The organism is Marinobacter sp. (genome assembly GCF_041690455.1).
Lineage (GTDB): Bacteria > Pseudomonadota > Gammaproteobacteria > Pseudomonadales > Oleiphilaceae > Marinobacter.
In genome coordinates, this window is record NZ_JAWLHI010000017.1 from 28861 (window position 1) to 44100 (window position 15240).

A 15240-nucleotide genomic window follows, 5' to 3' on the forward strand; every position below is an offset into this window, starting at 1 on the left:
CGTCGCGGGAGCTTTACTGGTCGATCATTTTTTAATCATCTGTTCGTGACCCGCAGCGTATGATTCAGGGAGGGCGTGGCGCAAAAGCGGAGGTGAGAAAGATGGCCTGGAATCCTCTCCGGACAAGAGTCCGATTACCGTTTTTCCTTCTGATCGTCTTGTTGGTAGTCGCGCTGCCGGGCGTGCCCAGTGCCGAGGAACAGGACGAGGCCATTGAGCAGACCATCCTGCGGCAGATCGAGGCCTTTGCCAACGACGACCAGGAGGCCGCCTGGTCGTTTGCATCCGAGGGTATCAAGCGAAGGTTTGGTGATGCCGGTGTGTTCTTCAGCATGGTTCGGGAGGCCTACCCTGCGGTGCACCGGGCCTCGACCATCGAATTTGTCGAGCTGGTCCCCCACGGTACGTTCGATATCCAGGTGGTACGACTGACCGGCCCGGACGGACAACGCTGGGATGCCTACTACCGGATGGTGCGCAGTGATGGCGACTGGCGGGTTGCCGGCGTGCAGTTGCAGCCGGCGGACATGGGAATCTAAAGGGCATTTGAGGTCACGGACGAGCGGGCGTACAGTTGCATGACCCGACTGCTTTCCGTGAAGTACCTGCTCGCCCTATGACCACGTTTGATCCTGCCTCTGTGCCGCGTACCGCGGACCTGGATAATCCTCTGTATTACCTGGAAAACATGGAAACCGTGGTGCGCTGGGTGCTGGATCACCATGGAGACCTGCTGACCGGGTCCGAATTCCGTTTGTTGGAAACCTTCCTCGGTCTTGAGACAGAGGAAAAAGCGCTATTGACCCGTCTGGTGATGCGCACGGGCGAACTGTTCCGGGCGGACAAACTGGTGTATCCGGAGCTGGATTCACCGGTTTCTGAAATCCTGTCCCGTTTGGTGTCGGGTGAGTGGCTCGAACCGGAGCCTTTGCTCGACCTCGATCAGCTGTTCCGCCTGTTCACCCTGGCCGAACTGCGACCGGCCTTCGCCGATACCCTGCAAGAGCTTGGCCACAGCCGCACACTGTCCAAAGCGGCCATGAAAACCGCGTTGTCCGACCACTTTTCAGACGCCCGGACCCTCGACCAATGGTTCGATACCGGTGAGGCCCGGGTGGTTTGTCTGCGACACATGGCGCTGTTCGACCGGATCCGATTGATGTTCTTCGGCAACCTGCGCCAGACCTGGTCCGACTTTGTGCTGGTGGAGTTGGGGTACCAGAGCTACGAGCAGGTGCCATTCACGGCCGAGTCCCGGGCCTTTTCGCACCGGGAGGAGGTGGATTGCTACCTGGCGATGCAGGCCTGTCGGGACCAGCTTGACGAGGGGGTTCCGGTATCTGAAGTGTGGCCTCAGGTGCCCGCACCGGTGACCAACGCCTGGCTGGCCAGCCGTCGGGACCGGCTGCTGTTGGAACTGGGTCGGCAGGCCGAGCGCCAGGGCGACCGGGAGCTGGCGTTGACGGCTTGGGCCCAGAGCCAGCATCGGGAAGCCCGGTTGAAGCAGTTGCGGCTGCTGGAGCGGATGAAACGGCACCAGGAGGCCTGGGACATCGCCAGCCTTTGGCAATCCGAAGAATTGAGTGATGCCGAACGCCAGGGCCTGGACCGGATCCTGAAACGGCTGGCCCCGAAAGTCGGCGAGCCCAGGCCGGCTCCGGCGGCGACACTGCCGATCAATGAGTGGCAGGTTTCGTTACCCCGGCCGGCGGCCGGTTCGGTGGAATGGGCCGCGGCGGAACACCTGAACCGACCCGAGGCACCGGTGGCCTATGTGGAAAACACCCTGATCAACGGCCTGTTCGGCCTGTTGTGCTGGCCGGTGATCTTCAAACCGGTGCCCGGCGCCTTTTTCCACCCCTTCCATACCGGCCCTGCCGACCTGACCCGGGAGGATTTCGTGGAGCGCCGCCGGTCCGGTTTCGAGGCCTGCTTCGCCACCCTCGACGATGGCGGATACCGACAGCTCATCCTGGACACCTGGCATGACAAACAGGGGCTCGCCAATCCCTTTGTCATCTGGCCGGCGTTGTCCGAAGCCCTGATTGAGCTTGCGCTGGCGTGCATCCCGGCGGAGCACCTGGAGGCCATGTTCCGTCGCCTGCTGTTGAACGTGAAGGAGCATCGCAGTGGCTTCCCGGATCTGATCCAGTTCCACCCGCAGCGTTCTGATGATGAACCGCGATATGAAATGGTGGAGGTGAAAGGCCCTGGTGACCGATTGCAGGATCACCAGCGCCGATGGCTGGATTTCTTTGCCTGGGAGGGCATTCCCGCCAGTGTCTGTTACGTTCGTTGGGACGAGGATTCCGGCGTCGGGAGCGGTGAATGAAAGCGGCGGTGCGCACCCTGTGCGAGTTTGCCGCCCGGGCCGGGGACCTGGACTTCCGCTACACCCCCGCTCCCTCCTCCGAGGAGGGCATCGCCGGCCACCAGGCTATCCAGTCCCGTCGGGGCTACGGCTATAAAAGCGAGTATTTACTGACCGGTGAATGCCTGGGAATAAAACTTTCCGGAAGGGCAGATGGTTATGATCCCCACCGCGGCCGGCTGGAGGAAATCAAGACCCACCGGGGCGACCTTGCCCGGGTGCGGGAACACCAGCGGGCCCTGCACCGGGCTCAGTTGCGGGCTTACGGTGCCCTGCTGTGCCAACAGGAAAAGCTGAAAAAGATCGAGCTGGTGCTGGTGTATTACGACACCGGTCGGGACAAGGAAAGTCAGCTTGCTGAAACCGCTGATGCCGATGAACTCTGGCAGGAACTCGAGGGGCTGTGCCAACGGTTCCGGGCCTGGGCCGAGCAGGAAGAACACCACCGGGAACAGCGTAATGTGGCCCTTGCCCGCCTGAATTTTCCCTTTGCCGACTTCCGGCCGCGCCAGCGGCAACTGGCCGAAACCGTCTACAAGAATGCCATGACCGGCGGCACCCTGTTGCTGGAAGCACCCACCGGCCTGGGTAAAACCCTGGGAACGCTGTTCCCGGGGCTGATGGCGATGGCCCGGGCCGACCAGGACCGGTTGTTCTATCTGACCTGCCGCAATACTGCCCGGCAGCTGGCCCTGGATGCTGTGGATAAACTCAGGGCCGCCCGGGAAGAGTCCGGGGACTGGTCGCTCAGGGTGCTGGAGCTGGTGGCGAAGGACGACGCCTGCGAACACCCGGACAAAGCCTGCCACGGCGAATCCTGTCCGCTGGCCAAAGGGTTCTTCGATCGACTGCCGGACGCCCGTGCCGAGGCCGCCCAATCCGCGACACTCACCCGGGCCGAACTGGCGCGTATTGCCGCGGGCCACGATATCTGTCCCTATTTCCTGGCCCAGGAGATGGCCCGGTGGAGTGACGTGGTCATCGGCGACGTCAACCGGATGTTTGACCAGTCCGCCTTGCTCCACGGCCTGGTTCGCCAGAACCAGTGGCAGGCGTCAATCCTGGTGGATGAGGCCCACAACCTGGTGGACCGGGCCCGGGGCATGTATTCGGTAGCGCTTGAACAGCAGCGACTGTTGCGGGTAAAGAAAACCGCCCCGAAGGTGCTGAAGAAGGCCCTGGACCGCACCGCGCGCGCCTGGCAAACCCTGATCCGGGATCAGGACGTGGATCCGGCTGTGCCGGTGTTTCTCGAGGCCTTGCCGCCGAGTCTGATCGGCAGCCTGCAAGGGCTGGTTTCGAATCTGACCGATTACCTGGCGGACAACCCGCCGGATCTGGCATTGCAGGAACTGCTGTTTGAGAGTGTCGCGTTCATGAAGCTGGCGGACAGCTTCGGTGACCACTCCCTGTGTGAATTCCGGCGCTCCGAGCGCGGCCGGGCCTCGCTCACCATCCAGAACCTGATCCCGGCGGACTTCCTGCGCGAACGCTTCGCGGCCGCCGGCTCGGTGTTGTTGTTCTCGGCCACCCTGAGCCCCGGCATCTACTACCGGGATCTGCTGGGCCTGCCGGAAACCACGGCGTTTACCTCCCTGCCCAGTCCGTTCAGCGCTGATCAGCTGCAGGTGCACTTTACGCCGAGGATCAGTACCCGCCAGACGCACCGGGAAGCATCGCGCGCGCCGATTGCCGAGATCATTGCCCGCCAGTTCCGGGAGCAGCCGGGTCATTACCTGGCGTTCTTCAGCAGTTTCCAGTACCTCCGGGCCGTCAGCGAAACCCTCGCCGAACAAGCCCCGGATATACCCCAGCGTTGCCAGGCGCCGGGCATGAGCCAGGCCGAGCGGGAGGCCTTCCTGGCGGAGTTCCGGCAGCCGGAGCCCGGTGTTGCGTTTGCCGTGCTCGGAGGGGTGTTCAGCGAAGGCATCGACCTGCCCGGCGACCAGCTGATCGGCGCTTTTGTGGCGACCCTGGGACTACCACCGTTCGATCCCTGGCACGAGATACTCAAGGATCGTCTGCAAGAGCGCTTCGGCGCAGGCTATGACTACACCTACCTGATACCGGGACTCCGGAAAGTGGCCCAGGCCGCCGGCCGGGTGATCCGGACGCCCGAGGACCGGGGCGTGATCTGGTTGATCGACGATAGGTTCACGCGCCCGCAAGTACGGAATCTGCTGCCGCGCTGGTGGTTTGCCTGAAACCCATAATTGGCTGATTCGATTCAGCGTCATATTGTCGCATAACCCGGTAGTGACGGTATGTTGCTATACAAACCTTTTCCTAACTCTATAGAATGCGTTCCCCTATCAGGAATTCCCGTTATCTGACAAGGACACTGAACGCAATGAACAATACGGATCTGGTCTTCCACAGCTACGGAAGGTGTTGCCGGAAGGATGATTTTTTCGTCGATTTCTACGACTTCTTCATGTCCAGCTCGGACACCATCCGCAACCGCTTCCTGAAAACCGACATGGAAGCCCAGCGGCACCTGCTCCGCAACGGCATCATGCAACTGATCCTGCATGCCCGTGGCATGTCGGACCGCAAGCTGCGGGCCCTGGGTGAGAGCCACAACCGCAACCATTACGACATCAAGCCGGAGTGGTACACGCTTTGGCTGGAGGCCCTGCTGAAAACGGTCCGCCAGCACGACCCCGACTACACGCCAGAACTGGGCAAGGCCTGGCGTGAAGTCCTGAACCCCGGCATTGACCTTATCCGCGGGGCCTATTGAGCGTTAGCCCTCACCCCCGTGGTGCGGGCTTTGCCAGCCATTCATGTCCCTTCAGCATGCCGTGCCAGTACAGGGCTGGCAGCTGCTTCGCCTTGAGCCACCAGGCCGCCCGTGTTGCCTTGGTGCCATCATTGAGCCACTTCGGGAAGCTGGGCTGCAGCTTGCCACCATAGCCAAACTCCGCCAGCACGATCCGGCCATTCTCTACCGTCAGCGGACAGGAACCGTAGCCCAGATAGGCCGCCTTCAGAGGTTGGTTGCGTACGGTTGCCAGCAGGTTTTCCGCCACCACCGGCGCCTGTTTGCGCACGGCTGCTGCGGTCTTGGCATTGCCGGTACCACTGACATCCCCGAGACCGAAAATATTGGCGAAGCGCTTGTGGCGCAGGGTGTCGTCCTCCAGATCCAGCCAGCCACCGTCATTGGCCAGGGGGGATTCCCGGATAAATTCCGGCGCTCGCTGTGGCGGTACCGCGTGCAGCATGTCGAAACCGATCTCTTCATCCCGGGCATTGCCTTCGGCATCAGTCATGCGGAAGGTGGCTTTCCTGGCCGGACCGTTCACGGCCACCAGGTTGCTCTGGAAGTTGACGTCGATTCCATATTTCCGGATGTAGGACTCCAGGGCCGGTACGTAATCGGGAACGCCGAACAACACGGCCCCGGCATTGTGGAACTGGATATCAAGGTTGTTAAGCACGCCCTGCCGGAGCCAGTAGTCCGAGGACAGGTACATGGCTTTCTGGGGGGCGCCGGCACACTTGATCGGCATGGGGGGCTGACTGAACAGCGCCCTGCCATTCTTCAGACGCTGGACGGTTTCCCAGGTGTAGCTGGCCATCCCTTCCAGGTAGTTTGAGGTCACGCCGTTTTGCCCGAGCGCTTCCTCCAGGCCCTCGATGGCGCCCCAGTTCAGTTCGAGGCCCGGTGCGAGCACCAGGGTCTCGTAGGTCGTCCAGGATCCGTCGGCGAGCTGGATGCGATTCTGTTCCGGGTCCACGGAGAGGACCTTTTGCTGATACCAATTGACGAACGAGGGCATGACTTCTTTCATGGGTCTGGACGTTACCTCGGGACGAAAGACGCCCCCGCCAACCATGGTCCACCCGGGCTGGTAATGATGGGTGGAGGAAGGTTCCACCACCGCGATATCGAGGGAGCGGTCCCGCTTGTGAAGGCTGGACGCAACCGAAACACCGGCGGCACCGCCACCGACAATGACGACAGTGTGTTTTTTATCGGACTCCCGGGGGACTGAATTCATACTCATGCCTTGAACCTCTCTGTTTGTCATTGTTAGAGCAACTGCCAGGCTGCAGTTGATATTGATCAAATGCTAGCAAACTTAGAGGTATAACGTTATATCGATTAAGCATATTCAGTGTGTGCTACATGCAGGGCAATACTCCTTGCCGGGCAATCGGCTCCGGTTTTTTCTGCCTGGGTTATGGCCGAAAGTGACTTTGTCACTGAGCGCTCGGGATCTGCCGCCTATAGTTAAGGTGCGAAACGATCGTAAAACCCGTCAAGGAGGCAATAGCCATGATCAGAAAACTCAAGGTACTGGGGCTGACCGCCCTGCTCATTTGTGTGCCGTTTGTGACGCACGCTGACAGCCACAAGAAAACCGTTGACGAGGTCCTGGTGATTCTCTCCAGTGACTCGCTCCAGACCCAGGGAATGGCCATGGTTCTGTCGAATACCATGGCGGAACAGGGCGCGAAGGTGAATGTCCTGCTGTGTGACAAGGCCGGCGATCTGGCCCTCAAATCCTATGAGGCCGAGCCCCTGAAGCCGAAGAACGTAACCCCGGGCCAGATGCTGCGCGGTCTGCTGAAGAACGGCGGCAGTGCCAAGGTGTGCGCCCTGTACCTGCCGAACAGCGAGAACACAAAGGATGACCTGATCGAGGGTGTCGGCGTTGCCATGCCGCCGGAGATGGCTGGCCAGATGCTGAATCCCGCGATGCGCACGTTCACTTTCTGAGCCATGAAACGGTGCGTCGGCGCAGTATGCCGGCGCACCCTTCACAGAATAGGGAGACCAGAGACGTAATGATCGAGATCCAGCCTTCCCGCTTGCAGAATTTCCCGATTTCCTGGTTTGCCGTGGTCATGGGGATGACCGGGTTCACCATTGCCTGGCACCGGGCCGAAACCCTCTTTGCCTTGCCGGTAAAACCCAGCCCGGTACTGCTCGGCCTGACCATCACCATCTTTGTGGTTCTGGCGGGCTTCTACCTGGCCAAGACGGTCCGGTATCCGGATCGTGTCAAAGCCGAATTCGGCCACCCGGTAAAACTCAACTTCTTCCCGACCATATCCATCGGCTTGATCCTGATGAGTATTGCCGTGTTGCCCTACAGTGCCAACGCCTCCCTGGCGTGCTGGCTGGTAGGGTTGCTCCTGCATCTGGCCTTCACCCTGTATGTGCTGTCAGCCTGGTTGCACCAGACCCATTTTGAGGTTTCCCACATCAATCCGGCCTGGTTCATACCGATTGTCGGCAACATCCTGGTGCCCATCGCCGGAGTTCAACATGCCTCGTCCGAGATTTCCTGGTTTTTCTTCAGTATCGGTCTGGTGTTCTGGCTGGTGCTGCTGACCATCATCTTCTATCGGATGTTCTTTCATCATCCGCTGCCGGCCAAGTTGCTCCCCACCCTGTTTATCCTGATTGCGCCGCCGGCGGTCGGGTTTATTTCCTGGCTTCAGCTGACCGGTGAGGTGGATGCCTTTGCCCGCATCCTGTACTACAGCGCCATCTTCCTGACCCTGATGCTGATGACCCAGGTACGGCGTTTCCTGCGGCTGGAATTCTTCCTGTCGTGGTGGGCGTACTCGTTTCCGATGGCAGCCATCACCATCGCCACCTTTGTGATGTACCAGCAGCTTGAGTTGGCGTTCTTCAAGGGAGTGGGTGTGGTGTTACTGGCTCTGTTGACCCTGCTGATCACGGTGCTGGCGGGCAAAACCGCCCAGGCCGTCAGGCGCCGGGCGGTCTGTATCGAGGACTGATGAATTTCCGGTATACGGGGATTACTGGTCAAGATCCTCGTAGCCGGTCACCATCGGTTTGATATGGCTGGTCAGGGTGTGGCCCATGGTGGTCATGTAAACGTGGGCAATGATGAACACCAGCATGGCGAAGGCCGCTCCGGTGTGTACCAGCGCCACCCACTCCAGTTCCAGCGCACCAGCCAGGGTTGCCGGCCAGTCGTTATAGAACAGGTAAAGCAGCCCGGTCACCCAGATCACCGGTGAGATCACCACCTTGAAGAACAGGTAAGCCAGCCGTTGCAGCGGGTTATGCTTGGCCTTGGTGGTCTTGCGGTACGGATGTTCGGCTCCGGTGAAGGTGCCGATCAGGTAATACTGGATGACGGCGAACAGGCCGTTCTTGGTAGGTATGTACTGGCGCCATTCACCGGTGGTGAAGTGCCAGAAGATGGCAAACAGCCAGAGCACGATCAGTGCCCAGGCGGCCAGGGTGTGGATCCGGGCCGCATCGCCAAACCCCAGCCAGGAATAGCTGCCGTGGATCTCGAACCCGGTGATCAACAGGGTGAAGATCAGCAGTGCCTGACACCAGTGCCAGAAACGCTCAAAGCGTTTATAGATCATTACCCGGCTCATGAGTGCTTCCTCCCCTTGAAGATCATCCGTGCGATGGCGTGGAGAATCACGCCCAGCAGGGTCAGCGCGACTGCCAGCCAGCCAAGCCGGTCAAGCCAGACATTGCTGTCGTGCCCGGGCATGTAGATGCCCCCGATACCGGCCAGCCGGCTCTCGGCGGCGTGGCAGGAACCACAGCGCAGAGCCTCCTCCGCTGGCGGCACCATATGGGCAATTGGCCAGTACATCCGGGTTTCGACAAAGTCGAACTGGCCACTGAATGGCATTCCGGACATCTCGCTACCCGCCTCCAGGGCTTTCTGCCAGTTGAAGTTGCTCCACAGGGAGGTGTCATCCGCCCCGAAGACATGGGTGACCAGCAGGGTGCCCAGCTCGGTATCGTAAGGCTGTTTGCCGCGCATTAGCTTGAACGGCCAGATCCGGGAATCCGGGTCGTCCGGGCCACCGTCAATGCGGTTGATATTGATGGGGGGGTTGGACAGATCCAGTTTTTCGTCGATCAGGGTGTACTCAACGGTACCGTCGAACCAGGCATAATGCGGCACCACATCCTCGCCGTGGCGGAAATTGCCCTTGGTACTCAGGTAACTGACGTGGCCGTTTTCGTCATATTCGGTGATGGGGTTGCCGTCTGCGTCCAGCTTGCCGGCGGTTGACCAGTCCCACCACATCTTGGTGGGCACACCGCCACGGGCGAACTCCGGCACGTGACAGGTCTGGCAAGCCAGGGTATCCACATGGTCGTTGAGTTTCTGCTGCTCGTGCGGGCTGGCACCATGACAGGATTCGCAGGTGGTTCGGGTCATGTCGGTATGGCCCGGGACGTCAATGCCGAGGGTATCCTTGGCTTCAACCTGGTATCGGCTGCCGGACACGTTGTGGCCCCAGGTGGAGTGACAATCGGAACAGGCGAAATCGAGACCTTCGGGGGACATGTGAACGTCCAGTGCCTTGGGCGGATTCACCAGGGATGAATCCAGATCACCGTGCTTGACGCCGTCACCACCACCGCCATAGAAGTGACAGCTGCCGCAGTTGGCCCGGCTGGAAGCGCCGACGTTCTGGGCAAGGTTGGCCAGATCGGGCGGCTGCACCATGTTGCCGCTGCCCTTAGGCCATTCCCGGGGAACATAGGTGGGATGCCCGGCCAGGGTCGGGAATTTCCAGTAGTCACCGGTGGTGTCGTGGCAGACCAGACAATCCACTGCCGAGTCCGCCTGGGGGGGTGGCTGGTTCATGTCTTCCCAGCCATAGCCGACATGGCAGGAGGTGCAGCGGGCCTCGTTGGTCACCGGCATTCCACAGAAACTGTTGATCACCTTGCTCTTGCCCAGTTGCTGGTCGGTTTCTGGGTGATCGTAGAGCCAGGTCCAATGGGTGGTGCCCTTTACTTGATCGGCCGCTTCGGTGTGGCAGCCCAGACAGGCTTCGGTGACTTCCGTGGCGTCCTCGAAAGGACCCTTGAGCGCTTCGAACTTGCTGTGGTCTGCGGTGGGAGGTGAGCGTTCCGCTCCCTGGGCTATGGAAACAACTGCCAAAGCCAGCACGGCCATAAAAGCTGTGACCACTCTTGGCCTGAACCCTACACATCCTGTTGATGCCATGACTCCCTCCACGCTCGGGGATTACCCGGTACAGCATAGTCCATTTTCAGAACAGGGCTGGCCAGAGCCTGCGCTCTGGCCAGCCCTGTTCAGGTTCTGACGTAGTTGTCAGGGGCGATAGATCTTGTCCGGATTGATATCCATGGACCAGGGCAGGCCGGAATTCTGCCAGCCGTTCACTACCCGCAGTCCCTTCATCTTGCCTTCTTTGGCGCTGCTGCCTTGGAAACCGTGGTCGATGTATTTCACATTGGTGAAGCCCCGCTCCAGCAGGTACTCGGCACTGGGCTTGCCCCGGGAGGAACCGGAACGGCACATGGTGATGATCAGGGCATCCCGGTCTAGTCCCTTCGCTTCGAGCGCCTTGTCGACATCCGCGACGAAGTCCGGATTGGTATCCATGGCGAACTTGGCTTTCTCTTCACTGAAGCGGGCGCGGTCCACCAGTTTGAACGGAATGTTGGCATCCACCGCATCGGTGAAACCGATGAACATGATCTCGACGGGGTCCCGGACATCAATGAACAGGATCTCATCTCCCTGTTCCTGAGTCATTTTCCAAGTTTCCTCAGGGGTGACAGACAGAGCTTCTTCTGCCTGCGCCTGGAATGCCAGGCCAAAAGTAATGAGCAGTGACAGTAACAGGGTTTTCATTGCGGTCCCTCCCAGGAGCGGTATCGCTCATTGCGGATTTGAGAAGACAGGTACAGCCGGGATATGGATACTAAAATCCTAGGTCAGATCTCGGAACCTGTCCCGGGTTCTACCAAAAACAGAATCGAAAGTTGATGCCGGTCAACAGCCGTGAAGACCCGAAACCGCCAGATTTTCGATTCAGGGCCCACCAGATTAGCGCCGGGCCTCTCTTATATAATTAATAGTATAAGGTTATTCCATTAAGTATTTATAGCAAGGGTAGTTTGCCGTTTTGTTTCCGAAACCCGGGAGAGCGCATATATTGTCCACAGGAGACAGAGTTTTCCCTGAAAGGCCCATGTGGTGAGGCGATTGTCGTTACATAACCTGGCAGAATACCGTCGGCAAATCTGGACAGGGTTGGTCATCCTCCTGCTATCGGGTTGTGCCTTGCCACCATTGGTCGACCGGCCTGACAGCCGATCCATTCCCCAGTCCCAGACCCGGGAAACGGTCCTGGGCCAGGCCATTACCCCGAAAACCGATGCCCATCCCGGCCTGAGTGGCATCGTCCTGCTACCGGATCCCTACGATGCCTTTGCCGCCCGGGCCCTGCTGGCCGAGGCGGCGGAGGCCAGCCTGGATGTCCAATACTACATCTGGCGTCCCGACACCACGGGCACCCTGATGCTGTACACCCTGTATCGGGCCGCGGAACGGGGAGTCAGGATCCGGCTGTTACTGGATGACAACGGCATCGTGGGTATGGACGACATGCTGGCGGCCCTGAGTCAGCACCCCAACATCGAGATCCGTCTGTTCAATCCTTTTGTGGTTCGCAACCCCAAGTGGCTGGGCTACCTCACGGATTTTCGGCGTCTCAATTATCGAATGCACAACAAGTCCTTCACGGCGGACAACCAGGTCACGATCATTGGCGGCCGGAACATTGCGGATGAGTACTTTGGCGCCGCCGGGGGTGGCTTGTTTGCCGATCTGGATGTGCTGGCCATCGGTCCGGCCGTGGATGATATTTCCCGGGATTTCGACCGATACTGGGCCAGTAACGCCTCGTGGCCGGCCCGGCAGATTCTGGGGGAGCCCGAACCTGGACCGGATCCGCTGGCGGAACTGGCCGAACTGTTAAAAGTCTCCGAAAACAGTGATGCCTCCTCGGTCTATGTCCGCACGCTGGAGGATTCGGCGTTCCTGCGCAAATTGTTGATCGGTGAACTGACCTTCAGCTGGGCGCCGGTGGTTATGGTCAGTGATGATCCCGCCAAAGTGCTGGGCCGGAATGATAATGAGGATCTGCTAAGCCAACAGTTGGCCAGGGCGCTGGAGGATCCCGAACGAAGCATTACCCTGGTTTCCCCCTACTTCATCCCGGGGGATGCCGGGGTCGAACTGTTCCGGACGCTGGAGGAACGGGGCATTGAGGTACGGGTTCTGACCAACTCCCTCGAGGCCAACGATGTGGCAATGGTGCATGCCAGCTACAGCAAGTACCGGAAACCGCTGTTGCGGGCGGGTGTGGAGCTGTGGGAGATGCGCCGGCTTGATGACGAGGCCCAGAAGGAACAGGACCTGCAAACCGGCATGATGGGCATTTCGGTGTCCAGTCTGCACGCCAAGACGTTCGCAGTTGATGGCGAGATCCTGTTTGTGGGCTCGTTCAATTTCGATCCCCGTTCCATCCATCTCAACACTGAACTGGGCTTCGTGATCAAGAGCCCAGAACTGGCCCGGGCCATGGAGAGAGAGTTCGACCAGCAGGTGCGACTCAGTGCGTACCAGGTGATCCTGAATCAGGAGGGTAAGCTCCGCTGGTTGGAGCATCAGGAACACCGGACGGTCCGGTACGACCATGAACCGGGAACGGGGCCACTGAAGCGGATAATGGTGTTTTTCTGGACGCTGATGCCGATCGAGTCGTTGCTATAGGGGGATCAGATCAAAGGGTTGAATCAGGGAAGCAATGCGGGAAAGTGGTCGGCGTGGCAGGATTCGAACCTGCGACCCCTTCGTCCCGAACGAAGTGCGCTACCAAGCTGCGCCACACGCCGAACAACGGCCGGTATTATACGGATTAAACGAGGTTTGGCTACCCCTCGGGCGGGGAATTTTCGTCCGTATAACTGCTGAGACCGGCCGTATCGCCCTCCCTGTTACCCGGCGGTGGGCAACAGGGAGATGTCCGCCACCCGCAGGAACAGGTTGCGCAGGCGGTTGAGCAGCGCCAGGCGGTTGTTGCGGATCGCCTCGTCTTCGGCCATCACCATGACCTCGTCGAAGAAGGTATCCACCGGTTCCCGCAGGCTCGCCAGGGAGCTCAGGGCACTGGCGTAGTCACCCTTCTCGAACAGCGGCAGGACTTTTTGTGCCTGCTCTTCCACCTGCGCCGCCAGGGTCTTTTCCTCGGCGTCCTGCAGCAGGCTGTTGTCCACGGTTTCCCCGATGCTGTCACCACCCTGTTTGGTCAGGATGTTGGATACCCGCTTGTTGGCGCCGGCCAGGGCCTGGGCCTCGGGCAGCTGGCGGAACGCTTCCACGGCCTTGACCCGGCGATCGAAGTCCAGCGGTTTGGTGGGCCGGCGGGCGTGTACCGCCAGGTACACCTCGGCGCCGATGCCCTGCTCTTCGTAGTGGGCGCGGAAGCGCTCGAGCATGTAGTCCACCACGGTGGTGGCGGTGTTCTGCTCGGTCAGCACGGTAAAATTCTGCTCGGCCCACTCGCACACGGTCTGCAGGTCCAGCGGCAGCTCACGCTCGATGATGATGCGTAATACGCCCAGGGAAGCACGGCGCAGACCGAACGGGTCGCGGGTGCCGGAGGGCGGCTGGTTGATGCCGAACAGGCCCACCAGAGAATCGATCCGGTCGGCAATGGCGACGGCGCAGCCAGTCAGGGTGCCTGGCAGGTCATCACCGGCAAAGCGCGGCATGTACTGCTCGTTCAGCGCCTTGGCCACATCCTCGTGCTCGCCATCGTTGGTGGCGTAGTACTGGCCCATGATGCCCTGCAGGTCGGTGAACTCCAGGACCATCTCGGTGACCAGGTCGGTTTTGGCCAGCACGGCAGCGCGCTCGGCCAGGGCCGGGTCACTGTTGATCGCCTCGGCGATCTTCTTCGCCAGGGCGGCGACCCGCACCGACTTGTCGTAGATGCTGCCCAGCTTCTCCTGGAACACGATCGGCTTGAGGGACTCGATGCGGTCTTCCAGCCGGGTCTTTCGGTCGGTGTCGTAGAAGAAGGCAGCGTCCGCCAGGCGTGGGCGGATCACCTTCTCGTTACCGGAGATGACCTGGCTCGGGTCCTTGCTTTCCAGGTTGGCCACGGTAATGAACAGCGGCAGCATCTTGCCGTCCTTGTCCACCACGTGGAAATACTTCTGGTGTTCCTTCATGGAGGAAATCAGGGCTTCTGCAGGCACTTCCAGGAAGCGCTCCTCGAACCGGCCCATCAGCGGCACCGGCCACTCGTTCAGGGCGGTGACCTCGTCCAGCAGGTCCTCGTCGATGACCGCCTTGCCGCCGGCTTCCTTCTCGGCCAGGGCAGCGACACCGGCGCGGATATGCTCGCGACGCTCTGCAAAGTCTGCCAGCACATAACCTTCCTGCTTGAGCACCACTTCGTAGTCATTCGGAGTGGGCACGATCAGAGGCTTGGGACAATGGAACCGGTGGCCACGGGTGGTGTTGCCGGGCTTCAGGCCCATGATGGACGCGTCGATCACCTTGTTGCCGAACAGCAGGATCAGCCAGTGCACCGGACGGACAAACTCGGTACGGTAGGCGCCCCAGCGCATGCGCTTGGGAATCGGCAGGGCGGCCAGGGACTGCTCCACCAGTTCCGGCATCAGTTCCACGGTCGGGCGGCCCTTCTCCACGGTGCGATACACCACCCAGGCACCCTTGTCGGTTTCCATGGTGTCGAGCTGGTCCGGGGTGATGCCCAGGGAGGTGGCAAAACCGGTCAGCGCCCGGGTCGGGTTGCCGGAATCGTCGAAGGCGGCTTTGACCGCCGGGCCACGCTTTTCTACCGGCTTGTCCGGCTGGGCGTCGGCCAGGTCGCGGATCCGGACCGCCAATCGGCGCGGCGCGGCAAAGGCTTCCACCTTGCCGAATTCGATGCCGGCAGCTTCCAGGCCCTTGGCGATACCTTGGGTAAAGGCATCAGACAGTCGCTTGAGAGCCTTGGGGGGCAGTTCTTCGGTGCCCAGTTCAACCAGAAAATCCTGTGTAGCCATG

Annotated in this window: 12 protein-coding genes and 1 tRNA gene; 7 read left to right on the forward strand and 6 right to left on the reverse strand. The window is 60.4% G+C overall.

Annotated features, from left to right (window positions below; genetic code table 11):
* Positions 1 to 101 precede the first annotated feature (101 nt).
* The 4 genes from ACESMW_RS05985 to ACESMW_RS06000 all read left to right on the forward strand — a co-directional run bounded on the left by ACESMW_RS05985 (position 102) and on the right by ACESMW_RS06000 (position 5114).
* Complete coding sequence (locus tag ACESMW_RS05985; RefSeq protein WP_372986149.1) at positions 102 to 539, forward strand: DUF4864 domain-containing protein; 438 nt, start codon at positions 102 to 104, stop codon at positions 537 to 539.
* Between the two features lie 77 nt (positions 540 to 616).
* Positions 617 to 2332 carry a VRR-NUC domain-containing protein gene (locus ACESMW_RS05990; RefSeq protein WP_372986150.1) on the forward strand — a complete coding sequence of 572 codons (1716 nt, stop codon included), beginning with the start codon at positions 617 to 619 and terminating at the stop codon, positions 2330 to 2332.
* A complete protein-coding gene (locus ACESMW_RS05995; protein WP_372986151.1) occupies positions 2329 to 4575 on the forward strand; it encodes a helicase C-terminal domain-containing protein in 2247 nt (748 codons plus the stop codon). The genes ACESMW_RS05990 and ACESMW_RS05995 overlap by 4 nt, the downstream gene beginning before the upstream one ends.
* Positions 4576 to 4721: 146 nt before the next feature.
* Positions 4722 to 5114: a globin gene (locus tag ACESMW_RS06000; RefSeq protein WP_372986152.1), complete on the forward strand. Its 393-nt coding sequence runs from the start codon at positions 4722 to 4724 to the stop codon at positions 5112 to 5114.
* Between the two features lie 10 nt (positions 5115 to 5124).
* Here ACESMW_RS06000 and ACESMW_RS06005 read toward each other — a convergent pair whose 3' ends face one another.
* Complete coding sequence (locus tag ACESMW_RS06005) at positions 5125 to 6384, reverse strand: FAD/NAD(P)-binding oxidoreductase (protein WP_372986153.1); 1260 nt, start codon at positions 6382 to 6384, stop codon at positions 5125 to 5127.
* A 272-nt stretch (positions 6385 to 6656) separates the two neighbouring features.
* Here ACESMW_RS06005 and ACESMW_RS06010 point away from each other — a divergent pair, with 272 nt between their 5' ends.
* Positions 6657 to 7100 (forward strand): hypothetical protein, encoded by a 444-nt coding sequence (locus tag ACESMW_RS06010; protein WP_372986154.1) that lies wholly within the window; start codon positions 6657 to 6659, stop codon positions 7098 to 7100.
* 68 nt (positions 7101 to 7168) lie between these two features.
* Entirely contained in the window at positions 7169 to 8131 is a 963-nt protein-coding gene (locus ACESMW_RS06015; RefSeq protein ID WP_372986155.1) for an SLAC1 anion channel family protein, read from the forward strand.
* Between the two features lie 21 nt (positions 8132 to 8152).
* On the opposite strand, the gene ACESMW_RS06020 is transcribed toward ACESMW_RS06015, so the two are convergent.
* The 3 genes from ACESMW_RS06020 to ACESMW_RS06030 form a co-directional block, all read right to left on the reverse strand.
* On the reverse strand, positions 8153 to 8749 hold the full coding sequence (locus ACESMW_RS06020) for a cytochrome b/b6 domain-containing protein (RefSeq protein ID WP_372986156.1): 597 nt from the start codon (positions 8747 to 8749) through the stop codon (positions 8153 to 8155).
* The gene (locus ACESMW_RS06025) at positions 8746 to 10317 is read right to left on the reverse strand and encodes a tetrathionate reductase family octaheme c-type cytochrome (protein WP_372986157.1); all 1572 of its coding nucleotides are present in this window, start codon (positions 10315 to 10317) and stop codon (positions 8746 to 8748) included. The genes ACESMW_RS06020 and ACESMW_RS06025 overlap by 4 nt, the downstream gene beginning before the upstream one ends.
* Before the next feature lie 144 nt (positions 10318 to 10461).
* Positions 10462 to 11007: a rhodanese-like domain-containing protein gene (locus tag ACESMW_RS06030; protein ID WP_372986158.1), complete on the reverse strand. Its 546-nt coding sequence runs from the start codon at positions 11005 to 11007 to the stop codon at positions 10462 to 10464.
* A gap of 354 nt (positions 11008 to 11361) precedes the next feature.
* Between ACESMW_RS06030 and ACESMW_RS06035 the strand changes: the two genes are divergently transcribed.
* The gene (locus ACESMW_RS06035) at positions 11362 to 12933 is read left to right on the forward strand and encodes a phospholipase D family protein (RefSeq protein ID WP_372986159.1); all 1572 of its coding nucleotides are present in this window, start codon (positions 11362 to 11364) and stop codon (positions 12931 to 12933) included.
* Positions 12934 to 12978: 45 nt separating this feature from the next.
* On the opposite strand, the gene ACESMW_RS06040 is transcribed toward ACESMW_RS06035, so the two are convergent.
* Both ACESMW_RS06040 and glyS read right to left on the reverse strand, forming a co-directional pair.
* Positions 12979 to 13055, reverse strand: a tRNA-Pro gene (locus tag ACESMW_RS06040).
* Positions 13056 to 13157: 102 nt separating this feature from the next.
* Positions 13158 to 15239 carry a glycine--tRNA ligase subunit beta gene (glyS, locus tag ACESMW_RS06045; protein ID WP_372986160.1) on the reverse strand — a complete coding sequence of 694 codons (2082 nt, stop codon included), beginning with the start codon at positions 15237 to 15239 and terminating at the stop codon, positions 13158 to 13160.
* Position 15240 lies beyond the last annotated feature (1 nt).